The sequence below is a fragment of the Pseudomonas palmensis genome, from assembly GCF_017848315.1.
Taxonomy (GTDB): Bacteria; Pseudomonadota; Gammaproteobacteria; order Pseudomonadales; family Pseudomonadaceae; genus Aquipseudomonas; species Aquipseudomonas palmensis.
The window spans coordinates 167063-191458 of sequence record NZ_JAFKEC010000005.1; the positions used below are offsets into that span (position 1 = coordinate 167063).

General features: G+C 64.6%; 19 protein-coding genes. 16 read left to right on the top strand and 3 right to left on the bottom strand.

The genetic code is table 11. From position 1 onward, the window contains the following. Window positions 1-115 precede the first annotated feature (115 nt). From JZZ72_RS05285 to JZZ72_RS05305, 5 genes are read left to right on the top strand one after another with little or no spacing between them, the layout of a single operon-like run. Window positions 116-946, top strand: coding sequence for a dihydroorotate dehydrogenase electron transfer subunit (locus JZZ72_RS05285; protein ID WP_043864016.1), 831 nt, complete (start codon window positions 116-118; stop codon window positions 944-946). After that, window positions 946-1881, top strand: a complete 936-nt coding sequence (locus JZZ72_RS05290; RefSeq protein WP_043864015.1) for a dihydroorotate dehydrogenase — start codon at window positions 946-948, stop codon at window positions 1879-1881. The genes JZZ72_RS05285 and JZZ72_RS05290 overlap by 1 nt, the downstream gene beginning before the upstream one ends. Next, window positions 1878-3134 (top strand): Zn-dependent hydrolase, encoded by a 1257-nt coding sequence (locus tag JZZ72_RS05295; protein WP_210014133.1) that lies wholly within the window; start codon window positions 1878-1880, stop codon window positions 3132-3134. Before JZZ72_RS05290 ends, JZZ72_RS05295 begins: the two co-directional genes overlap by 4 nt. Next, window positions 3131-4489 carry a dihydroorotase gene (locus JZZ72_RS05300; RefSeq protein WP_210014134.1) on the top strand — a complete coding sequence of 453 codons (1359 nt, stop codon included), beginning with the start codon at window positions 3131-3133 and terminating at the stop codon, window positions 4487-4489. Before JZZ72_RS05295 ends, JZZ72_RS05300 begins: the two co-directional genes overlap by 4 nt. Window positions 4490-4515: 26 nt before the next feature. Then, window positions 4516-4845 carry a hypothetical protein gene (locus JZZ72_RS05305; RefSeq protein WP_078481115.1) on the top strand — a complete coding sequence of 110 codons (330 nt, stop codon included), beginning with the start codon at window positions 4516-4518 and terminating at the stop codon, window positions 4843-4845. 39 nt (window positions 4846-4884) lie between these two features. On the opposite strand, the gene JZZ72_RS05310 is transcribed toward JZZ72_RS05305, so the two are convergent. After that, entirely contained in the window at window positions 4885-5787 is a 903-nt protein-coding gene (locus JZZ72_RS05310) for a LysR substrate-binding domain-containing protein (protein WP_058540305.1), read from the bottom strand. Window positions 5788-5935: 148 nt separating this feature from the next. Here JZZ72_RS05310 and JZZ72_RS05315 point away from each other — a divergent pair, with 148 nt between their 5' ends. The 11 genes from JZZ72_RS05315 (at window position 5936) to JZZ72_RS05365 (ending at window position 19011) form a co-directional block, all read left to right on the top strand. Continuing rightward, the gene (locus JZZ72_RS05315) at window positions 5936-7519 is read left to right on the top strand and encodes a zinc-binding metallopeptidase family protein (RefSeq protein ID WP_210014135.1); all 1584 of its coding nucleotides are present in this window, start codon (window positions 5936-5938) and stop codon (window positions 7517-7519) included. A gap of 93 nt (window positions 7520-7612) precedes the next feature. Then, window positions 7613-9349, top strand: a complete 1737-nt coding sequence (locus tag JZZ72_RS05320) for an amidohydrolase (protein WP_210014136.1) — start codon at window positions 7613-7615, stop codon at window positions 9347-9349. A gap of 14 nt (window positions 9350-9363) precedes the next feature. After that, window positions 9364-10365, top strand: a complete 1002-nt coding sequence (locus tag JZZ72_RS05325; RefSeq protein WP_100632656.1) for a CobW family GTP-binding protein — start codon at window positions 9364-9366, stop codon at window positions 10363-10365. A 186-nt stretch (window positions 10366-10551) separates the two neighbouring features. After that, window positions 10552-12153, top strand: a complete 1602-nt coding sequence (locus JZZ72_RS05330; protein ID WP_043864007.1) for a 5-guanidino-2-oxopentanoate decarboxylase — start codon at window positions 10552-10554, stop codon at window positions 12151-12153. Between the two features lie 73 nt (window positions 12154-12226). Then, window positions 12227-13006, top strand: coding sequence for an ABC transporter ATP-binding protein (locus tag JZZ72_RS05335; RefSeq protein WP_043864096.1), 780 nt, complete (start codon window positions 12227-12229; stop codon window positions 13004-13006). A gap of 80 nt (window positions 13007-13086) precedes the next feature. Next, window positions 13087-13863 (top strand): transporter substrate-binding domain-containing protein, encoded by a 777-nt coding sequence (locus JZZ72_RS05340; RefSeq protein WP_210014137.1) that lies wholly within the window; start codon window positions 13087-13089, stop codon window positions 13861-13863. Window positions 13864-13899: 36 nt separating this feature from the next. Then, the gene (locus JZZ72_RS05345; protein WP_043864005.1) at window positions 13900-14613 is read left to right on the top strand and encodes an ABC transporter permease; all 714 of its coding nucleotides are present in this window, start codon (window positions 13900-13902) and stop codon (window positions 14611-14613) included. 10 nt (window positions 14614-14623) lie between these two features. Then, entirely contained in the window at window positions 14624-15313 is a 690-nt protein-coding gene (locus JZZ72_RS05350; RefSeq protein WP_043864004.1) for an ABC transporter permease, read from the top strand. Between the two features lie 44 nt (window positions 15314-15357). Further along, window positions 15358-16539 (top strand): pyridoxal phosphate-dependent aminotransferase, encoded by a 1182-nt coding sequence (locus JZZ72_RS05355; protein ID WP_043864003.1) that lies wholly within the window; start codon window positions 15358-15360, stop codon window positions 16537-16539. Window positions 16540-16560: 21 nt separating this feature from the next. Beyond that, on the top strand, window positions 16561-18021 hold the full coding sequence (locus JZZ72_RS05360) for an aldehyde dehydrogenase family protein (RefSeq protein WP_210014138.1): 1461 nt from the start codon (window positions 16561-16563) through the stop codon (window positions 18019-18021). A gap of 474 nt (window positions 18022-18495) precedes the next feature. Beyond that, window positions 18496-19011: an MgtC/SapB family protein gene (locus tag JZZ72_RS05365; RefSeq protein WP_016486311.1), complete on the top strand. Its 516-nt coding sequence runs from the start codon at window positions 18496-18498 to the stop codon at window positions 19009-19011. Window positions 19012-19050: 39 nt separating this feature from the next. On the opposite strand, the gene JZZ72_RS05370 is transcribed toward JZZ72_RS05365, so the two are convergent. After that, window positions 19051-23160, bottom strand: a complete 4110-nt coding sequence (locus JZZ72_RS05370) for a CheR family methyltransferase (RefSeq protein WP_210014139.1) — start codon at window positions 23158-23160, stop codon at window positions 19051-19053. A 120-nt stretch (window positions 23161-23280) separates the two neighbouring features. Then, on the bottom strand, window positions 23281-24378 hold the full coding sequence (locus tag JZZ72_RS05375; RefSeq protein WP_016486313.1) for a mechanosensitive ion channel family protein: 1098 nt from the start codon (window positions 24376-24378) through the stop codon (window positions 23281-23283). Between the last annotated feature and the right edge of the window lie 18 nt (window positions 24379-24396).

Genomic DNA, 24396 nt, shown 5'->3' on the forward strand with positions numbered 1-24396 from the left:
TACAGTCAGCTTAAGCAATCGCTGAAACACCGCTTCATCTGCCGCTTCATCACTGAGGCGGCATTTACTTTTGACCGTGCTGTATAAAAATTTAGACAAATGCGAGGCCACCTCAATGAACGTGATTTCCGGCTGCTGCCAGGCGAGTGCCCTGACTCCCCCAGACGACACCTTGGCGGTCGTGATTTCCAACCAATGGGTCAACGATGAATACAAGCGCCTGGTGCTACAGGCCGACGGCGCCGCCAGCCAGTCGTTGCCGGGGCAGTTCTTCAACCTGCTGTGCCCGAGTGAAGGCGAGCACAAGCCGTACTTCCGTCGCCCCATGAGCACCTACAAGGCCGACCCGGCCACGGGCCAGGTGGAGTTTCTGTACAAGGTGACCGGCAAGGGCACCTATGGCCTGGAGACGCTTGGCCAGGCGCAGACCGTGGAGATCCTAGGCCCGCTGGGCAAGGGCTTCGACCTGCAGCCGGGGTGGCAGCACATGATCATCGTGGCCCGGGGCGTGGGGCTGGCCACCCTGGCGCCGCTGGCCGAAGCGGCGCATCGGCTGGGCATCCGCCTGACCGCAGTGCTGAGTGCCCGCAGCGAGAAGAGCCTGCTTTCGCGCGAGCGCTTCGCCTCGCTGGGGGCCGACGTGCGGGTGGTGCTGGATGAGGATGGCAGCAGCTCGCCCGAACGGCTCGAACCGCTGCTGCGCCAGATCATCGCCCGTGAAGGCACCGATGCGCTGTTCACGTGTGGCTCCAGGCGGCTGACCCAGTTGCTGAAGAAGCTGAGCGCCGAGCTCGGCCTGGTGGGCCAGGTAGCGCTGGAGCAACAGATGGTGTGCGGCCTGGGCATGTGCCAGTGCTGCGTCGAGGTGTTCGAGGTAGACGGGCTCAGGGTGGGCAAGCGGGTATGCCTCGAAGGCCCTGTATTCGACCTGGCGGAGGTGGTGTGATGATCAATCTGAGCGTACAGGTCGGCGGGTTGCGCCTGAAGAACCCGGTGATGCCGGCATCGGGCACCTTTGCCGAAGAGCTTGCCCACCTGCTGGACTTCAACCAGCTGGGTGCACTGGTGACCAAGACCATCACCACCGAAAAGCGCAGCGGCAACCCGATGCCGCGGGTCTGCGAGCTGAACGACGGGATGATGAATGCCATCGGCATTCCCAGCAAAGGCGCGCAGCTGTTCATCGACAAGGTGGTGCCGTTCTACCGCGACTACGACGCGCCGTTGATCGTGAGCATTTCGGCGCCCACGGCCCAGGGCTTTGCCGACCTGGCGGCGCGGCTGAGTGATGTGCCTGGTGTGGCCGGCATCGAGGCCAATATCTCGTGCCCCAACCTGGAAGCGCATGGCCAGTCGTTCGGCATGCAGGCTGAAAGTACCCGCGACGTGGTGGAGCTGATGCGCCAGGTCACCTCGTTGCCGCTGTGGGTCAAGCTGACCCCCAATGCCGGCGAGGTGGTGCCGGTTGCCCTGGCTGCGCAGGAGGCCGGGGCCGATGCCGTCGTGGTGGGCAACACGCTGCTCGGGTTGTCGGTGGACATCGAGCGAGGCCGCGCGCGGCTGGGCAACTTCATGGGCGGCATATCCGGCGCCGCCATCCGCCCGCTGATGGTGCGCCTGACCTATCAATGCGCCCAGGCGCTGGAAATTCCGGTGATTGGCTGCGGTGGCATTGCCACGGCCGACGATGCGCTGGAGTTCATCTATGCCGGTGCCTCGGCGGTGCAAGTGGGTACGGCCACCTTCCTGCACCCGAAAACCATGAACACCATGGTGTCTGAACTGGAGGCCTACTGCCGGCGCAAGGGCGTTGCCTCGATCAGCACCCTGATCGGCGCCCTCGACGATTTGCCCGCCGAGCCGTTTGGAGCCTTGCCATGATCGCGCAATGGCCTGAACAGGCCGCCAGACTGTTCGACACCATCGCCGCCTTGTCACGCGATGCCCAGGAGGGGATCACCCGCGAAAGCTACGGCCCCGGCGAGAGTGACGCCATCGCCTGCCTGAGCGACTTCGCCTTGACCCAGGGGCTGGAGGTGGCAACCGACCGTGCGGGCAACGTGATCTTCACGCGCAAGAGCGACAATGGCCAGCCCGCACTGTGGTACGGCTCGCACCTGGACTCGGTGCCCCAGGGCGGCAACTACGACGGCCTGGCCGGCGTTGTGGCGGGCCTGCTGTGCCTGTGCCGGCTCGACCGCGAGGGCGTGGCCACGGCGCAGCCGGTGCGGGTCATCGGGCTGCGTGGCGAGGAGAGCGCCTGGTACGGCAAGTCGTACATCGGTTCGCGTGCGCTGGTCGGCGGGTTGAGCGAGCACGACCTGCAGCTGACCAACCGCTTCAGCCAGCGCACCCTGGGCCAGGCCATGCAGGCCGTGGGCGCCGACCTGGCAGCGATTGGCCGTCGGCAGTGGCTGGTCGATCGCACCCAGTTTGCCGGCTATCTGGAAGTGCATATCGAGCAGGCGCAGTCGCTGGAGCGCATGGGGCAGGCCGTGGGGATCGTGCCCGGCATCCGCGGCAACCTGCGCCATAACCAGGTTCGCTGCCTGGGCGAAGATGGCCATTCGGGCGCCGTGGCTCGGGAGGACCGCCACGACGCCGTGTTTGCCGTGAGCGAGCTGGTGGCCCGCATCGACCAATGCTGGCGCGAGTACCTCGCCGCCGGGCGAGACCTGGTGGTTACCGTCGGCACACTGGGGACCAACGCGGCGCACCATGCCGTCTCGCGTATTCCCGGCGAGGTCAGGTTCAGCCTCGAGATGCGCAGCCTCGACATGGCCACGCTCGAGGCCTTTCACGCGGTTGCGCTGCACGAGGCAAAGGCCATCGAGCAGGCCCGCCAGGTTCGCTTCGAGTTCGACCTGCGTATCGACACGGCCCCGGCGGCCATGCACGCCCCCTGGGTCGAGGCGCTGGTGCGCCAGGCCCGCCAACAAGGCTGGCAGGGCGTGCTCACCCCCAGCGGGGCCGGCCATGACGCTGCGGTTTTCGCCAACGTCGGCATCCCCAGCGCCATGCTGTTCATCCGCAACCAGCACGGCTCGCACAACCCCCACGAGGCCATGGCCCTGGACGACTTTCTGGTGGCCACCGAGGTGCTCTACCACACGACACTGGAGCTGACACCATGAGCGTACCCAGCAATGCCTGGCTGATCCGCAACGCGACCCTGGTCAACGAAGGCCGCACCTGGGCGGCCGATGTGCGGCTGCGCGAGGGCCGCATCGACTGTATCGGGCAGGTCCTGCAGCCGCTTGCCGGGGAGGGCGTGATCGAGGCACACGGCCTGTGGTTGCTGCCGGGAATGATCGACGATCAGGTGCACTTCAGGGAGCCCGGCCTGACCCACAAGGCGGACATCGCCAGCGAGTCGCGGGCCTGTGCCGCGGGCGGCATCACCAGTTTCATGGAGATGCCCAACACCAACCCGCCCGCGCTCGATCGGGCCAGCCTTGAAGCCAAGTACGCCATCGCCGCCGCATCGAGCGCGGTCAACTACGCCTTCTACATGGGGGCAAGCAACGACAACCTGGCTGCCATTCGCGCCATCGACCCGGCCAGCACGCCAGGGCTGAAGGTGTTCATGGGGGCCTCGACCGGCAACATGCTGGTGGACGACCCCGAGGTATTGAACGAGATATTCCGGGTTTCGCCGGTGCCGATCATCACCCATTGCGAAGACACGCCCATGATCAATGCCGAGCTGGAAAAGGCCAGGGCGCGCTTTGGCGAGGACATTCCGGCCCGCGAGCACCCGCTGATTCGTTCGCGCCAGGCGTGCATCAGGTCCACTCGGCTGGCCATCGAGCTGGCGCGCAAGCACGGCACGCGCCTGCATGTGCTGCACATCTCCACGGCAGAAGAGCTGCAGCTGTTCGAGCCCGGCCCCCTCAGCGGCAAGCGCATCACCGCCGAAACCTGCGTGCACTTTCTGCACTTCACCGATCACGACTACGAGCGGCTGGGCTTTCTGATCAAGTGCAACCCGGCGATCAAGTCGGCCAGCGACCGCGACGCCATCGTCAAGGCGCTGGCCGAAGGTCGGCTCGACGTGCTGGCGACCGACCATGCCCCGCACCTGCTCGAAGAAAAGCGCAGCACCTACGCCAAGGCGCCGTCAGGCATTCCGCTGGTGCAGTACGCGCTGCAGGCCGCCCTGGAGCGCGTCTTCTGCGGGGAGCTGAGCCTGGAGCGCCTGGTCGAGGTGGTCAGCCACGCACCGGCGCAGCTGTTCCAGGTCAGTGGCCGGGGCTACCTGCGCGAGGGCTACGCCGCCGACCTGGTGCTCGTCGACCCGCAGCGCCCGCACCGGGTGAGCAATGACCAGGTGCTGTCCAAATGCGGCTGGACGCCGTTTGCCGGTACCGAGTTCTCATCGAGCATCGTCGCCACGTTCGTCAATGGCGAACGGGTGTGGGACGGCGCCACGGTGAACAGTGCAGTCCGTGGGCAACGACTTTCCTTCAACCGCGCCACGCCTGCCTAGTGGCGCAACAAGAGGTACGAACAACGATGAATTTTCATGAAATGGTGCAACGCTTCGCCGCCGCGCTACCGGGCACCGACTCGTTCAAGCAGGCCAACGCCGACTGTGAGGCCATCATCCGTGACGAGCCGTTCCAGGCCGGCGCGGCCTTTCTGGTCGCGGGCTTTTGCCGCAGCTACGTGCTCATCTACGAGGATCAGGGGCTGGAGCACGACTTCGCCCTGCGCAACCAGCGCCAGCTGCTCGAGTACATGAACAGCCTGCAGGCGGCCCTGGCGACGTGCGATCACGCGATTGCGCACCAGGCACTGATCGAGGTGGTGACCCATTACGCCAGGAGCGAGCGGATTTTCTAGGGCGGCGGCTGGCGGCGCCAGCAGGCCGGAGCCAACGGCCTAGAGCGCCGTCCAGGACTGCCTCGAAGCCTGCAGCTGGTTCTTGATCCAGTTGGTAAAGGCCCGCACGGCGGGCCGCTCGCACTTCTGCAGGTCGGTGACCAGGTAGTAGCCGCGGTGCGAGTGGATGACGATATCGAAGGGGCGCACCAGCAGCCCCTTGGCCATGGAGTCGCCACACAGCAGGTTGTCGCCCATGGCAACGCCCTGGGCCGCGATGCACGCCGCCTGTGCGCAATGTGCATCGGAAAACAGGATGCCCGTGGCCACGTTCAGCTCCGGGGTGTTCGCCGCCGCCTGCCACACCCGCCAGTCGCTGTAGTCGCTCATGTGCAGCAATGGGAACGCGGCCAGGTCCTGCGGGGTCTTGAGCCCGCCCAGGGCGTTGATCAGCCGCGGGCTGCAGACCGGAAAGTAGTTCAGCGCCGCTATCTGTTCCACCTGCATGCCAGGCCAGTCGCCGATACCGTAGGAGATGAACAGGTCGGCGTTGTGGTTGCTTACGTCATCCGCCGTGGTCGGTGTGACCATGTGCAACTGGACCTGGGGGTATTCCTTCACGAAGCCGCCGATGTGATGGCACAGCCAGTAGGTGGAAAACCCCGAGCTGCAACTGATGGTCAACTTGCCATACACCTCCTGGTCATCGACCCGCCGGCCTGCATCCTCCAGGTTGGCCAGCAGGCGCTGGATCTCCCGGGCGTAGCGTTCGCCGCGAAACGTCAGCGAGATACCCCGGCCCTGGCGCTCGGTCAGGGCAAAGCCGAGGGTGTCCTCCATGCCCGTGATCTGATGGCTGATGGCGCTGCGGGTGAGGTTGAGCTCAAGCGCCGCGGCAGTCACGCTGCCCAACCGGGCAACCGCTTCCAGGGCACGTAACGCGGGCATCGAGGGTAGACGCATGGGGCGCTCCACTGACTTATTGTTGAGCAAATATAAACATTAATGGCGAAATAAATCGATTGTCGTATTTTCTGGTTCAACAATACTAGGCAGGCCCTGCGGGTCCGAGCCGCTCAGCGGGGTCACATACCAATAAGGAATGCCCTGCATGATCGAGCCCAAGGCCTTTGCCCAGAACTGGGTGGACCAACAGCAAACGACCCTGTCCGACTGGCACCAGGTGATCTGGCATTATGCCGAGCCGGCCTTTCGCGAGTACAAGTCCTGCGCCTGGTACGTCGAGCTGCTGCGCAGGCAAGGGTTCGAGGTGGAGGAGGGCAGCGGCGGCATGCCTACCGCCTTCTGCGCCACGTTTCGCAACGGCGACGGCCCTGTGCTGGCGACCTACGCGGAGTACGACGCGGTGCCGGGCAACAATCAGGCGGCGACCACCCGGCGCCAGCCGCGCGAAGGGCTGTCGCGTTTCGCCCCGGGGCATACCGACCCTCATTCGGCGCTGGGCATCAGTGCCCTGGGTGGCCTGCTGGCCGCCAAGGCCGCCATGCTCGAACATGGCCTCGCGGGCACGCTGAAATTCTTCGGCGAGCCGGCGGAAAAGCTGCGCGCCTCCAAGCCGGTGCACGCGGCCAAGGGCTATTACGATGACCTGGACGCGGCCATCAGCTTCCACCCCACGTACATGCTGCCGCTGAACAACACCACTACCTGGGATACGCACTGCGGCATCGCCTACGCCTACATCTATACCTTCACCTGCGATTCGCCCCAGGACTGGATCGCAGCGGACAAGTACAGCCCGATCCCGCAGAACCACCTGGCCGCCAGGGCGCCTGGGGCCAACGACGCGCTGGTGCACTTCTATACCCTGAACGAGAGCATGCGCCGCTCCACGTTGCCGTTCACCGGGCTGTGGAGCTACAACGAGGCGATCCTCACCGCCGGCCAGGCCACGGCCGACAACCTGCCGCCGCACATCGCGCAGATCCAGTACCTGTCGCGCTGCGACTCGCTCGAGCAGGCCGAGGCCATCTCCCAGGTGATGGACAACAACGCTGCCGCCGCCGCCCTGGCCACCGGCTGCCAGTGGAACAAGACCTGGGTGTGCAAGTCCCGTGGCGGGCTGCCCAACCATGTGCTGGCGCAGGCCACCTACGACAACCTGCAGGCCATCGGCGCCCCCACCTGGGACGACGAGGCCATCGCCATCGCGCAGCAGATCCAGGGCAACCTGGGGCTCGAACCCATGGCCCGGCCGTTTCTGCCCGAAACCGAAACCCTGATCGACCCACAGGAGTGCGAGCGCCTGCTGCGCCAGCAGATGCCCGCCTGGCAAAAGCACCTGACCTCGGACGACTACCCCGAATACACCTGGCATTGCCCGACCGTGCGCCTGCTGGTGGCCCGCCCGATGCTCTCGGCACCGCCTGGCTACACCTACCCGGACTGGGTGCCCAATGCCCTGGGCGGCATCCGCCAGACCATCGACCCGATGATCCAGGTGGCGGCCAAGACCATCGGTGCCACCCTGATCGACCTGCTCACGCGGCCCGAGCTGCTGGCCGCCGCCCGCCAGGAATTCACCGAGCGTACCGGCGGCGGCATTGGCGGCACACGCTGGCAGGCGCCGCTGCTACCCCGGGACTTCAAGGTCCCGCATGACTTCCGCTGGCCCGAATACATCCGCACCGCCCGTGGCGAGGAGTGGTGGATTCCGGCCCGGGACGACGAATAGCCGACCGGCGACGGCGCCTGCGGCGCCTTTTACCCAACCTGGTTTTCTTGGACTGGTGCCGCGCGGCGGTGCCATGCAAAGGTGTTCCCTGCGATGAGTGCGATGACCGATTACCGCTCCAGCCATGTGCCCGGCCCCCAAGGCGCCGCCGACCTGGTGTTTCTGAATGGCCGCATCTATACGGTCGATGAGTCTGCCCCCTGGGCCGAAGCCGTGGCCATTCGCAATGGCAGCTTCGTCGCGGTGGGCAGCAACGACGAGGCGAAGGCGTTCGTCGGCCCGCGCACCCAGGTGGTGGACCTGGACGGCCGTTTCGTGATGCCGGGTATCTACGACATGCACACCCACCCGGACCTCAAGCTTGCGCCCGGGTACTCCGGCTACCTCGAAGTCGGCGTCAGCGATCCGACCCCGGAGCAGGTGCGCCAGGCCATTCTCGACTATGCGGCCGAGCACCCGGGCGACGGCTGGGTGTATGGGCAGTACTTCGTGCGCTACACCTTCAAGCAGGCCGGGCTGGTGCCGTCGCGGCAATGGCTGGACAGCGTGCTGCCGGACCGCCCGGTGGCGATCCTGGATCGCTCCTGGGGCTGCATGATGGTCAACTCCAGGGCGCTCGAGATCGCCTGGATCGACGCCGACACCATCGACCCGCGCCACGGCTACATCGAGCGCGACAGCGTCACCGGCGAGCCGACCGGCATCCTGGTGGACGGTGCCTATGCACTGATGCACGCCGCCATGCCGCCCACGCCGCAACACGCCCTGAAGCGTGCCTACCGCGAAGGGGTGTGGTTCCAGAGCGGTCATGGGGTGGTGGGCACCAAGTATGTGCACGTGTGCGAGCACCGTCTCAATGCGCTCAAGGCCATCGACCAGGCGGGCGAGCTGTCGGTGCGCGTGGAGGCCGCGATCAGCTGGCAGGACGACATCTTCCCGGTCAAGCGGCGCTGGGAGCTGCTGGCGGGTGAGCGTCACTTCTATCGCAGCGCACGGCTCAACGCCAATGCGGTCAAGTTCCACTTCGACGGCACCCACGAATCGCGCTCGTCGTACCTGTCCAGCGCATGGCCGGGGGAGGAGCGCTGGCGCGGCCACCTCAACCTGACCCCCGAGCACATCACCGACATGGTGGTGGACATGGACCGCCGGGGTATCCGGGTCATCGCCCATTGCACCGGTGACGGCGCCTCCGACCTGTTCCTCGATGCCGTGGCCATGGCGCGGGCCAAGAACGGGCCCGACGGCGTGCGCCACCAGTGCGCCCACAGCACCACCTTGCTGGATGCCAACCTGCCGCGTTTTGCCGCGCTCAACGTCACCGCCGAGTTCTCCCCGGTGGGCTGGTTCCCTTCATCGTTCGCCAACGCCCGCGCCGTGTTCGGCGAGGACCGCATGCAGCGCGCCTACAACTTCAAGGGCGTGTTCGAGCATGGCGGCGTCGCGGTGATGGGCACCGACTGGCCGGTGTCCAGCATCAACCCCTGGGTCGGCTTCGAGGCGATGGTCACCCGGCAGAACCCGTTCGGCGAGGAGCAGGGCAGTTTCTACGGCTCGCCCATCAGCCTGGAGCAGGCCATGCGCGTGATGACCATCAACGGGGCGTGGTGCATGGGTATCGAGGACAAGGCCGGCTCCATCGAGACGGGCAAGTCCGCCGACCTGATCGTGCTCGATCGCAACCTGTTCGAGGTGGAGCCCAAGGGCAACATCCACAACACCCAGGTGCAGATCACCGTGCTCGAAGGTGAAATCACCTGGGACCGCAACGGCGAGTTCGATGCCGGCACCCACGCGGCCACCTGGCGCCGTGAACTCCCCAACTTCTGAGGCGGGCCGTTTTGATGAACAAGCAGTCTCCCATTCCGGTGACGCTGGTGTCGGGGTTTCTCGGCTCCGGCAAGACCACCCTGCTCAACAAGATCCTGGGCAGCGATCACGGCTTGCGCATGGCGGTGATGGTCAATGACTTTGGCGCGATCAACATCGACAGCGAGCTGATCGTCAGCCAGACCCAGACCACCCTCAGCCTGGCCAACGGCTGCATCTGCTGCACGGTTGAAAGCGACCTGATCGAGCAACTGGGGCGCCTGCTCGGCGACCGGCAGAACCGCCCGGAGTACATTCTGATCGAGGCGAGCGGGGTGTCGAGCCCGGGCAAGATCGCCCGCACGCTGAAGTACCCGCAGTTTCGCGATGCGCTGTCGATCGACAGCATCATCACGGTGGTGGACACCGAGCAGTTCGGGCAGCTCGAGGGCGAGATGGCGCAGTTGGCCATGGACCAGCTGGACGTGGCGGACATCATCGTGCTGAACAAGGTGGACCGGGTCGAACGCAGCCAGATCGAGGCGCTCAAGAGCCGCTGGCTGTACCCCCGGGCGCGAATGCTCGAATGCCAGTATGGCGATGTGCCGCTGGAGCTGGTGCTGGGCGTGGGGCGCGGCAACCCGCTGGCGTCGTTCACGCCGGTCAAGGCGGCCTCAGCGCCGAGCCTGGGCGGGCACGCGGCAGATCACGCCAGCGTGTTCGAGTCCTGGAGTTTCGCCAGCGACAGACCGATGGCACTCGACACGCTGCGCGCGACGCTGGCGCAGCTGCCGGCGTCGATCTATCGGGCCAAGGGCACGCTGCACATCGCCGAAGTGCCGGGCAAGCGGTTCATCATGCACCTGGTCGGCAGCCGCTGCGAGATCCTGCCCGACCGCGCCTGGGGCGATGAAACGCCCCACACCCGGCTCGTGTGCATCGGCAAGCGCGGCACCCTGGCCCCCGAGGCGCTCGAGGCCGGCTTCCAGGCGTGCGTTGTCCACACAAATGACAAGCTTTATTCACATCATGGGTGAAGCGGAATTGGCGACGGCCTCCGGCAGGTTCAGCAATGTGGGTGGTAGTGGCCTTCTGGCCTGTGCGGAGTGGGCAGGAGTGGTGAGCAGATATCAACAATCAGCCAAATTTAATTCGATTGTGGTTGCCCAGCATCTACTGAAAAATGCCTCGGCGGTCTGGTAAAAATAACAGGAGAAGACCCAATGACTAGTTGTGCTCAGGCGCTCGTCAAACTGCTTGAAGGTTATGGTGTGGACACCGTGTTCGGTATTCCGGGCGTGCACACTGTTGAGTTGTATCGCGGATTGCACGGTAGCCGGCTTCGCCATGTCAGCCCTCGCCACGAGCAGGGCGCAGGGTTCATGGCGGACGGCTATGCCCGAGCCAGTGGCAAGCCGGGGGTGTGCTTCATCATCACAGGCCCCGGCATGACCAACATTCTGACCGCCATGGGCCAGGCCTACGCCGACTCGGTGCCGATGCTGGTGATTTCCACCACCAGCCGTCGCGAGCACCAGCGGCTGGGGCACGGTTACCTGCACGAACTGCCTGACCAGCGCGCGATGGTGGCCGGCGTGTGCGCCTTCAGCCATACCCTGCAGCGCCCGCAGGAACTGCCGGAGGTGATTGCCCGGGCCTTCGCGCTGTTCGGTTGCGCCCGGCCGCGCCCGGTTCATATCGAGATCCCGCTGGATGTGCTGGAAATGCCGGCCGATGGCCTGGACCTGAGCCCTCGCGCATTGCCGCTGGCCAGCGCGCCTGCCGAGGCGGCCGTACAGCAGGCCGCCGCCCTGCTGGGCGCGGCACGGCGGCCGCTGATTCTCGCCGGCGGCGGCGCGCGCGGTGCCAGTGATGCACTGCGGGCACTGGCCGAGCGTCTCCAGGCCCCCGTTGCGCTGACCACCAATGCACGCGGCATCCTGCCGCCTGCGCACCCGCTGCTGCTCGATGGCGTGCAATCGTCCGCCCATGGCCGTGCACTCTTTGCCCAGGCGGATGTGGTGCTGGCGGTGGGCACCGAGCTGGGCGAAACCGACTACGACTTCTTCGGCCTCGGGCCACTGGCCCTGCAGGTGCCGGTGATTCGCCTGGACATCGACCCGATGCAGATCCTGGGCGTGCAACGCGCAGCCGTCGGGCTGCTTGGCGACGCACGGTTGGGGCTGCAGGCCCTGATCGCAGCGCTGCCCGGGGCGGCCGCAGACAGTGACTGGGCCGCGTTGAACGTGCCGCGGGTCAATGCCGCCGAGCGCGGCAGCTGGACCGGCAGGCAGCAGGCCATGCAGGCGCTGCTGGATACGCTGCGCGACAGCCTGCCGGCGCCGATCCTGGTTGGCGATTCGACGCAGCCGGTGTACCAGGGCGCGCTGGGCTATCGCGCACCGGCCCCGTGCACCTGGTTCAACGCCGGTACCGGGTACGGAACGCTGGGCTACGGCCTGCCGGCGGCCATCGGTGCCAAGGTTGCCCTGCCTGAACGTGCCGTGGTGGCGCTGGTGGGCGATGGTGGTTTGCAGTTCTCGAGCGCCGAACTGATAGCGGCGCGCGAGCACGGCATCGGGGTCATCCTGGTGCTGTGGAACAACCAGTGCTACGGCGAAATTCGCGACTACATGACGGCGCGCGACATTGCGCCCCTGGGCGTGGACATCCTCACGCCGGACTTCGCGGCCTTCGCACGCTCCTGTCATGTGCAGTACCACACCGCCGGCAGCCTGGACGGGTTGCGCGATCTGCTGCAAGGCCTGGAGAGCGGCGAGCCGCATGTCATCGAACTGAACGCCTCGGACTTTCTGCCTGCCTGACGGGGCTGTCCGGTCGGGTTGATCAACAACAATGGGACATCGAAGCATGATCCACGAAAAAGGGCTGCCAAGCATGCAGTCGACCCCCGTCGTCGCCATCGATGACCTGCACAAGAGCTACGGCGACCATCACGTCCTCAAAGGGATCTCCCTGCGTGCCCATGAGGGGGACGTGGTGTCCCTGATCGGTTCCAGCGGCTCGGGCAAGAGCACCTTGCTGCGCTGCATCAACCTGCTGGAGATTCCCAACGCCGGCAGCCTGCGCGTGAACGACGAGGAAGTCAGGTTCAGGCAGGGGCGTGGCGGGGTGCGCGAGATCGCCGACCTGCGCCAGGTCGAGCGGCTGCGTGCGACCCTGAGCATGGTGTTCCAGAACTTCAACCTGTGGCCGCATCGCACCGTGCTGGAGAACGTGATCGAGGCCCCGGTGCATGTACTGGGTGAGAAGCGCCAGGACGCGATCGCGCATGCCGAGCAGTTGCTGGAGAAGGTCGGGCTGGCCCACAAGCGCCACGACTATCCCTCGTTTCTGTCCGGTGGCCAGCAGCAACGGGTCGCCATTGCGCGGGCACTGGCGGTACGGCCCAAGGTGATGCTGTTCGACGAACCTACCTCGGCGCTGGACCCGGAGCTGGTGGGCGACGTGTTGAAGGTGATCCGCGACATCGCGCAGGAGGGCCGCACGATGATCCTGGTGACCCACGAGATGGCGTTCGCGCGGGATGTCTCCACCCAGGTCGTGTACCTGCACCAGGGCCAGATCGAAGAGCAGGGCCCACCGCAACAGGTAATGCTCGACCCGCACAGCGAGCGGTGCCGCCAGTTCGTGATGGCGCAGAACAATCGCTCATAACAACACTATTCATCCGCGGGGGCGTGCCCCTGCATTGTCCGCTGCCAAAAACCAAACAATAGCTGCATAAGGACTGTTAAATGAAAAAGACACTCGTTGCTGTCGTGCACTCGCTCCTGCTGGCCGGGGCGATCAATGTCGCTCACGCCCAGGACAAGGTGGTGTTCGCGATTTCCCAGGAACCCTACCCGCCGTTTTCCTTCAGAAACAGCAATGGTGCGTGGAGCGGTTTCGAGCCTGACCTGATCAGCGAAGTGTGCAAGCGCATGCAGGCCGAGTGCTCGCTCAAGGGAATGGCCTGGGACGGCCTGATTCCGGCGCTGCGCTCCAAGCAGGTGGACGTCATCATGAACTCGATGTCCATCACCCCCGAACGCGAGCAGGTGGTGGACTTCAGCGACCCGTACATCGAGACGCCCGCACTGTGGGTCGGGGATGCCGCCCTGGAACTGACGCCCACCCCGGAAGGGCTCAAGGGCAAGATCATCGGCGTGCAGGGCTCGACCAGCCATTCGGCCTACGTCAAGGAGTACTTCGGCAAAGGCTCGACCATCCGCTACTACAACGACCAGGACGACCTGCTGGCCGACCTGCGCAGCGGCCGCATCGACATCATGCTGGCCGACAAGGTCTCGGTGGAGCCGATGCTGGCACTGCCCGACAACGCGATGCTGGCCGGCAAGGGCATCGCGCCGGCCGACCCGCTGTTCGGCAAGGGCATCGGCGCGGCGGTGCGCAAGGGCGACGATGCCCTGCGCGAGAAGCTGAACCAGGCGCTCAAGGCCGTGCGTGAAGACGGCACTTACGACGACATCGGTGCGCGCTACTTCAAATCCAGTGTCACAGCCGCCCAATGAGGCGGTTGAAACCTGCGCGGGTGATCGGGTGCCTGTATGACCATTTCTGAAATGTCCAATCTGCTGTTCGCCGAGGGCTGGATTCAAACCCTGGCCCAGGGCGCGGTGAAAACCCTGGGTATCTCCCTGGGGGCCTTCGCGCTGGGCCTGTGCATCGGCCTGCTCGTCGCGTTGATCAAGCTCAGGGGGCCACGCTGGATGGTCGCCTGTGCCAACTGCTACACCACGCTGTACCGCGCCGTGCCGGAACTGCTGCTGATCCTGCTGCTGTACTACGCAGGCACCGACCTGCTGAACCTGGCGATGGCCGCGATGGGCCGGCCCAGTGTCGAGATCAACGGGTTTCTGGCTGCGGTGGTGGTGCTGGGGATTGTCCAGGGCGCCTACTCGGGTGAGGTGATTCGCGGCGCCGTCGAGGCCATTCCTGCGGGGCTGGTGGAGGCCGGCAGGGCCTACGGCATGTCGCGGGCAAAGCTGTTGAGCCGGATCATCCTGCCGTGCATGTTGCCGTTCGCCATCGCGGGCCTGTCGAACCTGTGGCTGGTGCTGGTCAAGGAAAGTGCGCTGATCAGCGTGGTGGGCTACAGCGAACTGCTGACCGCCGGGCGTCAGGCGGCGGCCAGCACCAAGCACTACCTGCTGTTCTACCTGGTGGTCGCGGCGTTCTATTACGTCATCACCCTGGTTTCCAGCATGGTGTTCCGCAAGTTCGAGGCCGGCTTCGAACGCTGGATGCCCAGGAACGTATAAGGGGACGATCATGGATTTGACTTGGCTGAATGATTTTTCCAGTGAACTGCTGCGCGGTGCCGGCCTGACCGTGCAGTTGCTGCTCATCTCGGCAGGCTTCGGGTTTGTACTGGCCATCGCGATGGCCCTGGGGCGCCTGTCCAACAGCGTCGTGCTGGCCAACGCCTGCCGGTTTGTCAGCAGCGTGATTCGCGGCACGCCGCTGCTGGTGCAGATCTACATCCTGTATTACGGCGTCGGCAGCGTGCTGGCCAGCTACCCGCTGATCAGGGGCGGGGTGTTGTGGCCCTACCTGCGCGAAGGGTTCTGGTATGTGGCCCTTGCACTGACCTTGAGCGTGGGGGCGTATGTGGGCGAAGTGCTGCGCAGTGGCCTGCGCGCCGTACCCAGGGGCGAGCTTGAAGCGGCACGCGCCTATGGCATGCGCCGCGGGCAGATCCTGCGCAGGGTCTGGTTGCCGCGTGCATTGCAGATGGTCAGGCCGACCCTGGCGGGGGAGAGCGTGATGCTGCTCAAATCCACGGCGCTGGCCTCCACCGTCGCGGTTACCGACCTGCTCGGCGCCGCCAACATCGTGCGTTCGCAGACCCTGCGGGTCTATGAGCCGCTGCTGTTGGTGGCGATCACCTACATCGTCCTGGCCCTGATCATCGAAAAGAGCTTCAAGTTGATGGGCACCACCTCGCAGCGTCGAGTCTAGTGGCTAACGTATTGGCGTCGGTCTGTACGCCACAAGGAATTCAAATGAAGTATTCATCTCTGGTTCAACGCATCAGCGGCGAGAGCGTAGCCGCATGGGACATTCACTATGCTGCCTGCCAGGCGCAGGAGCGGGGCGAGAACGCGATCATCCTCAGCATCGGCGACCCCGATTTCGCGACGGACGATGCGATCTGCGAGGCCGCGATCCAGGCCCTGAAGGCCGGCGATACCCACTACACCCCGGTAGTGGGCCGGGAAAAGCTGCGCGAAGCCATCGCGGCCAAGCAGCGCAAGCTGCTGGGCATACCGGTGGCCGCCGAGAACGTCGCGCTGGTGGCCGGTGCGCAGAACGGCCTGTACGCCGCAGCCATGTGCCTGTTCGAAAGCGGCGATGACGTGCTGGTGCCCGAGCCGATGTACCTGACCTACGCTGCCAGCGTGCAGGCATCCGGTGCGCGGCTGGTGTGCATCGAGCAGCCTGCCGAGAAGGACTTTCGCCTCACGGCCCAGGCGCTTGAAGCCGCACTGACCCCCAACACCCGTGGCATCGCCCTGGCCACGCCGAACAACCCCACCGGCAACGTCTACACCCGCGAGGAGCTGGAGGCGGTGGCGCAGGTGGCCCGGCGTCACGACCTGTGGGTGATCTCGGACGAGGTCTACTGCCAGCTGACCTACGACGCGCCGCACATCAGCATCGCCAGCCTGGAGGGCATGGCCGAGCGCACGGTGGTGCTCAACAGCCTGTCCAAATCCCACGCCATGACCGGCTGGCGGGTCGGCTGGGTGGTGGCGCCCACGAGCCTTGTCCAGCACCTGGACAACCTGCTGCTGTGCATGCTCTACGGTCTACCGGGCTTTGTTCAGGAAGCCGCGCTCAAGGCCATCGAGCTGGACGATGAGATCGTCGCCTCGGCCCGCGAACTCTACACCCGCCGCCGTGACCTGATCGCCCGTGAGCTGGACGGGGTGCCGCTGATCAAGGGCAAGGTGCCCGAGGCGGGCATGTTCATGCTGCTGGACATTCGTGCCACGGGCCTGTCGGGCGTCGATTTTGCCTGGGCGCTGTTCCGCGAGACCGGCGTCTCGGTGCTCGATGCCCAGGCCTTTGGCGCCAGTTGCGCGGGCTTCGTGCGGGTGTCGTTCACCGTTGCCGACAAGGACCTGCTGGACGCCTGCCAGCGGATCCGCCAGTTCATCGAGAAGCTGCAGGCCGGCCTCTGAGCCGCTTGCGAAGGAATGACGATGCTCCCTCCTGAATGTTCATCCGAAGTGCTCGCCGGCGTGCTGATCGGCGAGCAATGGTTCGCCGACGGCCCGCCGCTCGAGGTCATCAACCCCTCCACCGAGGCGCTGATCGCCACGGTAGGCGGGGGCAATGCTGAAACCGTCGAGCTTGCGGTGCAAAGCGCCGCTGCTGCATTCGCGCAGTGGTCAACCAGCACTGGCGCGTTGCGTGCCCAGGTGTTGCGCCGCATTGCCCGGGGCATACAGCAGAACCGCCAAACCCTGATGGCGCTGCAATCGCGCAACAACGGCAAGCCATTGGCCGAAGCGGCGCTGGACGTGGACGACGTGATAGCCACCTTTGACTATTACGCCGACCTGGCCCAGGGCCTTGACGCTGCACAGGACCGCGATGTGGAGCTGCCTGTCAGCGACTATGCCGCGCGCTTGCGGCGCGAGCCGTGTGGCGTGGTTGCGCTGATCGTGCCGTGGAACTTCCCCATGGTCACCACGGCCTGGAAACTGGCGCCGGCCCTGGCGGCGGGGTGCACGGTGGTGCTCAAGCCATCGGAGGTCACGCCGTTGCCGGAGCTTGCACTGGCGCGGATCATTCTCGAGGCGGGCCTGCCGGCGGGCGTGTTGAACATCGTGTGTGGTACCGGCCTGGCCGTGGGCGCACCCTTGTCGGCGCACCCGCAGGTGGCCAAGATCTCCTTCACCGGCAGCAACGCGGTGGGGGTTCAGGTAATGCAGCGCGCGGCAGAGACAGTGAAGGGTGTCAGCCTGGAGCTGGGCGGCAAGTCCTCGCTCATCGTGCTGGAGGACGCCGACCTGGAACTGGCGGTCGAGCTGACCTGTGGCGGCGGCTTCTACAACGCTGGCCAGATGTGCTCGGCCACCAGCCGGGTGCTGGTCGCCGAGCACCTGGCGGACGCCTTCGTGGCAAAGGTCAGGGCCCGCGCCCAGGCGATCATCGTTGGCGACCCCTTTGTCGACGGGGTGCAGATGGGTGCGCTGGTCAACCGTGCCCAGTACGAGCGTGTGCTGGCGCACATCGCGCGCGGGCTGGCTTCCGGCGCCCGGCTCGAGTGCGGTGGTGGGCGCCCGCAGGGCTTGACGCAGGGGTTCTACGTTGCGCCGACGGTGTTCACCGACGTGGCGCTGGACAGCAGCTTGTGGAACGAGGAGATCTTCGGCCCGGTGATCTGCATCCGCCGTTTCGGCACCGAAGCCGAGGCCATCGCGCTGGCCAACCAGGGTGATTTTGGCCTGGTGGCCACGGTGGTCGGCCGCGACCGCGTTGCGGCCAACCGGGTAGCGGATGCCTTGCAGGCCGGCATGGTCTGGATCAATGCGCCTCAGGTGATCTTCCCGCAGACCGCCTGGGGTGGGTACAAGCAGAGCAGCATCGGGCGCGAGCTCGGCCCCTGGGGGCTGGCAGCGTTTCAGGAGTTGAAGCATGTGGTGAGTGCTGGTTGATTGGGGGGGCTGATGGCGTGCTGTTGCGTCGATGATTCACTGCATCGGCAGCTTTGAGGGGCTGCATCCTGTCGCTCGGTTGCCAACTGGTACTGGCGGTCCGTCTGTGGCTTGTCGTGATGTGACGGGCCGGCAGGGGGCTATTGCAGGCTCTCAGGATCCCCAAAGAACATTTGGAAAGGCCTCTGGAACGGCGTTTCTGGCTTCAAAAAGCAGAAATGTACCCCCAAAAATACCCGCGATACCCCCAGCAGGATGCGCGATCGAGAATGGCGATTTCTGACAGCTGTCAAAGTCAGCCAGACGGCTTGCACTCGACCTGCCAGGCAGTCCGATGCAGCAACCTTGAAGTGCTCGCAGTCATACGCTTTAACCGTCCTCGGAAGCCGCTGCCATGCCGATCAAGATCGAACCAACGAGCGCCTGTGAAGAGCGCCGCACCAGCAGAAAGCCTCATCAGGCCGGTACCTGTCAATGGACCTGATCTGGCAAACAATCCAGGCCGAATTCGCCGACATTGGCGATGAGCGCGAGATCGTACGAATCCTCGTACGCCTGGTAATGGCTGCCGTACTCGGCGCAGTGCTGGGCTTCGAGCGCGAGCACAAGGGCAAGTCCGCCGGGGTGCGCACGCACATGCTGGTGTCGCTGGGGGCGGCGCTGTTCGTGCTGGCACCGAGCATGGCAGGTGCCGATGCGCAGGCGCTCAGCCGGGTGATTCAGGGCATCGTTGCCGGTATCGGCTTTCTGGGCGCGGGCACCATTCTCAAAGGCAATGGCCAGGACACCAGTCATGTGAAAGGCCTGACCACAGCCGCGGGGCTATGGATGACGGCGGCCATCGGTACGGCAGCCGGGATGGGACGCGAAGCCACGGCGCTGGTCAGCACGGTGCTGGCGCTGTTGGTGCTGGGCACGATGCCCTTGCTGGTGGAAAAGGTCGAAAGGCAAGACGAAGAAAAACAGAAGGAGGAGGGCAGGAAGCACTGAGGGGCGTGGGTCGCCCCCGCAAAGCCTGCCTTCCCTTATTCAGACCGACGCTGATCCATTCAGGCGCTCGATCGCTTCGATCAGGTCGTCATAGCCCACAGGCTTGTTCAGGTGACGGTCGAACCCGGACTGGCGAGACTTGTATTGGTCGGCGCTGGCCCCATAGCCTGTCAACGCGATGGCCGGGATGTAGCGCAGATGCTCCAGGCCGCGCAGCGCCCGGATCAGAGCATGGCCGTCCATGCCAGGCATGCCGATGTCGGAAATGATCACGTCGTAACGCGCATCTGCCGCCGACTGCAGCGCCAGTTTCGGGTCGCTGTAGGCATCGACGTCGGCATCTTCCATCAACAGCAATTGTTCCATCACTTCCAGCACATCGACCGAGTCATCCACCAGCAGGATACGAACCCCTTTCAGCCGACCTTCTGATGGCAGCACTTCGCCTTGCACCTGGGGTTGCTGGGCGTACGCGCACAAGGGCAGGGTGATGATGAACGTACAACCCTGGCCTATTCCGGGAGACTCTACGCTGACCGCTCCGCCATGGGCTTCTACCAATTGACGAACCAGGGAAAGGCCAATACCTAGCCCCTCTCGCCCATGGCCGGTGGGTGCAGCCTGGTTGAACAGCTCAAAAATATCTTCCAGGGAGTTTTTGGCGAGGCCTATGCCCTGATCGATGACTTCAAGTCGCGCCTGCTCATCCTGCCGAGCAAGTCTCAACAGAATTTCGCCATCGGCAGGGCTGAACTTCAGTGCGTTGTTCAGCAGGTTCCAGATGATCTGCTCGACACGGGTGCTGTCGGCCTCCACATAGACCGGTTCCCCATCGGCCGGCAGCGTCAGCCGAACACTTCGGCCGCGCTGCTCATTGCAAGCTACGGAGCAGATACCCTGCAGCACGGCGCACAAATCGACCGGCTGGGTCTTCAGTTTGAGTTTGCCCGTGCGGATGCGCGCTACATCGAGCAAGTCATCGATGATCCGCGCCTGGCTGGTGACCGCTTCGCGAATGACGTTGACCGCTTTGCTCGCCATGCCGGTACTTGTGACCGATGGTATACGTCGCAAGATATCGGCATTGAGCTGAATCAGGTTCAACGGGTGCTTGAGCTCGTGGGACATCACTGCGAAGAACTCGTCCTTCATGTGGCTGGAGCTTTGTGACTCGGCCAGGCGCTTGCTTTGTTCGTCCTGCAGGCGCTTGTGGCCGGTCAGGTCACGGGCGATCTTCACGTAACCGCGCAGGCTGCTGCCCTTGAGGCGTGACACTTCGCCACTGCAATAGAAGCGGCTGCCGTCCTTGCGCACATGCCAGCGTTCGTCCTGGCCGCGGCCATGCAGGCGCGCGGCACGCAGTTCACGTTCTGGTTCGCCATCTTCGCGGTCCTGATCGGTGAAGATCAGCGCATAGTGCTGGCCAATCACTTCATCCTTGGCGTAGCCGAAGATCAACGCAGCGCCCGTGTTCCAATCGATTATCAGGCCCTGTTCATCAAGCAGGATGATGGCGAAGTCATGGGTGCTCTCCGCGACCAGGCGCATGCGCTCCTCACCTTGGCGCAAGCGTTCTTCGGCTGCGCGGCTTTTGGTGATATCAATGAACGTCAGCACGGTGCCATCGACATTCTGCTCGCTGGCCCGGTACGGTAGCAGGCGCGCCAGGTACCAATGCTGGTCCTGGCCGATCACTTCACGCTCGATCGTGGTTTCGCGCTCGATCACCGCACGCGCATCGTCCGCCAGGCCTGGATATTCCAGGCGATGGGTGATGTCGAGCAGCGAGCGGCCGGTGTCGACCGGCAGTATGCTGAAAATGGCGGTGGCCCCAGGGGTGAACCAGCGAATGTGCAGGTTGCGGTCGACAAACACGGTGGCGATCTGGGTGGAGGCGATCAGGTTGCTCAGGTAGTCGTTGATCTTGTCGGTTTCATCGACCTTGGTCTTGAGCTCGTAGTTGACCGTCAGCAATTCCTCGTTGATGGATTGCAGCTCTTCCTTGCTGGTTTCCAGCTCTTCGCTGGCCAGGCGCAACTCTTCGTTGACCGCCTGCATTTCTTCGTTCGAGGCCATCAGCTCCTGGCTGGAGATGTCGGACTGCTCGATGGTTTCCTGCAACTGCTGACGGGTACGCTGCAGTTCGCGCTCCAGGGTGCTCAACACCATGCCTTCGGTTTGCTGAATGGCAGGCGGGTTGTGGGGATCAGCTTCGCGAACCTGGAAAATCACCAGCAGGCATTCGCTGCCACTGGGTTCGTCCTGGTGGGGCTGTACCTGTACCTGGACTTCGACGCGCTGATCGTCGACGGTGATGATCACTGCGCCCGAGCTGACCGGCTGGCCGGTGTTTTGAGCCTGCAACAGGGTACTGCGCAGGGCAGGGCGCAGCGGCGTGAGTACCAGGTTGAGCAGGCTGGGGCTGACTTCGCCACCGGCGTGGCGCAGGAAGCGGCCGACACCATCGCTCATGTGCAAGATGTTGCCGTCAGCATCGACGATCAGGCTGGGCGGTGTGCGCCTGGACAACGCCCGGTGATGGATTTCAGCATAGGACAGCTTGCGCAGGGGCTTGGGTTTGGCGCGTACTGCTGGCGTGTCGGGCGTCTGAAGCCGCCCCGGGCGGCGCGCCGGTTCCACTTCCCTGGCGCGGAAGATGCGATGGCGCTTGTCCACGGCAATAAACAGGTCGGCCGCCACGTCCGCTGATTCCGAACTGCCCAGGAACAGGTAACCTCCTTTACGCAGGGCGAAGTGGAACAGCCGCAGGATTTCCCGTTGCACTTCCCGGTCCAGGTAGATGAGCAAGTTACGGCATACCACCAGGTCCAACTGAGAGAACGGTGGATCGGACAACAGGTTGTGCCGGGCGAACAGCACTTTTTCGCGAATGTCCTTGCGTACGCGGTAATTCTGATTTTCCTTGATGAAGAACTGGCGCAGCCTGGCCGTGGGAACATCGGTGGCGATGGCATCGGGGTAAACGCCCAGCCGGCCGACATTGATCGCGCGCTCGTCGAGGTCGGTGGCGAACACCTGCACCTTGGCACTGCGCTGCTCCATCGCCAATTGCTCGGTTGCCATCATCGCCAGGCTATAGGCTTCCTCGCCGGATGAACACCCCGCCGACCAGATGCGTATTTCGCGCTGCGGATCCTCGCTGTCATCGTTGGCCAGCCCCGGCATCGCCTGTTGTTGCAACGCTTCGAAGGCGTCCCGGTCGCGAAAGAAGTTGGTGACCCCGATCAGCATGTCCGCCAACAGGGCGCGAGACTCCTCAGGATGCCGCTCGAGGTAGTCGCGGTAACCGGCAAGGTCGGTCTGCGCGGTGACGTGCAGGCGACGTTCAAGCCGGCGCAGCACCGTCGCGCGCTTGTAGTGCTGGAAGTCGTGGCCGGTGCTGGCATGCAGCCGGGCGAGGATGTCGTCGAGGAGCGGGTCGCATTGGGCTGGGTCGCCTGAGCGTTCGCCTAGCGGCGGCGGGAGGCTGTCATCCTCGATTTCCGGCAGTTTGACCTTCTGAGCCGAGCGACACAGTTCTACCAGCTTGCCCGGAATCTCGGTCACCGGAAGGATCAGGTCGACCATGCCGGTGGCGATGGCGGCCTTGGGCATGTCAGAGTACTGGGCGTCATCGGGCGACTGCACAAGCGTCACGCCACCTTGTTCCTTGATCCGCGATAGGCCCACTGCGCCATCGCTGCCGCTGCCCGAAAGGATTACGCAGAACGCATGGTCCTTGTGCACATCAGCAAGGTCGCGAAAGAACAGGTCGATGGCGACGTGGTCGCCGCGGCTGCGCCTGGCCGGGCTGACCCGCAGGTAGCCGTCATTGGTGGACAGGCGGTTGGCTGGCGAAATGACATAGACGTGATCACGCTCGATCGGTACCGGCTCGCTTACCTGGCACACCGGCATTCGCGTGACGCGCTGGATCAAGCGGTCTGCCTGGCTCTGGTGGTCCGGCGACAAGTGCAACACTACAACGAACGCCATGCCGCAGTTTTCGGGGACGCGCTGAAAAAACGCCTGGACCGCCTCCAGGCCGCCGGCCGATGCACCGATACCCACCACTGGGAAGTCCAGATGGCTGGGGCTTAGGGCAGGGTTTTGCGGCGAGGCGGGCGTGGGTTTGCTGGACGATTTCATGGGCACGAGCCTTGTGCGAACCGGGAGTGAGCAGTGGCAGCGATTATAGGCCTGGCACCGATCAATCTACGAGCGGGGTTCAAGTAGGACTGCCCATGCTGGCCAAAGTGCCGCTGTCGGTCAAAGGGCCTGGGGCTGCTCGAGGGATTGTGGCAGTGCGGTCACCTTGATGGCACGTACCGGTACGGCAAACTTGGCTCCGATCCTGTTGAAGCGCTCGAGCAGGTGGAAATTGATCGCCTGCTGAATATCCATGTAGAGGTTGTAGCCAGGGTCTCTCACGATATAGACGCATTCGAACTCCAGTGCCTCTTTGCCAAAGCCGCGCAAATGAGCGCGATCAAAACGCACCTGCTGTTGGGCTGTGATCGCCTCTTCGACGATGGCGGGCGCCTGTTTTACCGCATCAGTGGGCGTGTCGTACGACAAGCCGAACTCGAACACGATGCGTCGCTCCTGCAAGCGTTTGTAGTTCTGGATCGTGCTGCTGATCATGCTGGCATTGGCCATGACGATCTGCTCGCCACCCAGGCTGCGGATGCGTGTGGTCTTAAGCCCCACGTGCTCCACCGTGCCCGCCAGCGGACCGATGACGATGAAATCACCGACTTCGAACGGTTTGTCGACGGCGATCGACAATGAGGCGAACAGGTCACCCAGGATGTTCTGCACGGCCAGGGCGACGGCAATGCCGCCCACACCCAGGCTGGCCACGAAGGCGGTGACATTGACGCCCAGATTGGACAGCATGGCCAGCAACACCACCGACCACAACAGCACGCGCGCGCCCCAGGCCGAAAGCGTGGCCAGCGCACTGCCTTGGTATAGGCCGTCGGCGCTGTGCCGGCTGAAGTAGCGGGTGAGGCCCAGCGCGATGGCGCGATTGACCCAGAGGCCGATCTGCAGGGCAGCGACCACGAACCACAAGCTACTGACCCGGCCCAGCCAGCGCTCGGGCAGGTCCAGCATGCTCAAGCCGACCAGCAGCGAAGCGAGCAGCAGCAGGCTGTTGCTGGTGCCGGCCAGTACCTTGGCCAGCACCTGACTCATTGCCCCGTCATGTTCGGACCAGCGCTGCACCCGGCGCATCAACAGGCCGATGACAGCTCTGGCAATCACGAACGTCAGCACAGCAACGCACAGCGCTACCAGCAGGTTGAGGATGGAAATGCCGAAGAATGTGGTGTCGGTGAACAGTTCGATGATTCGATCATTCATGGGGAGCCCACCTCCAGA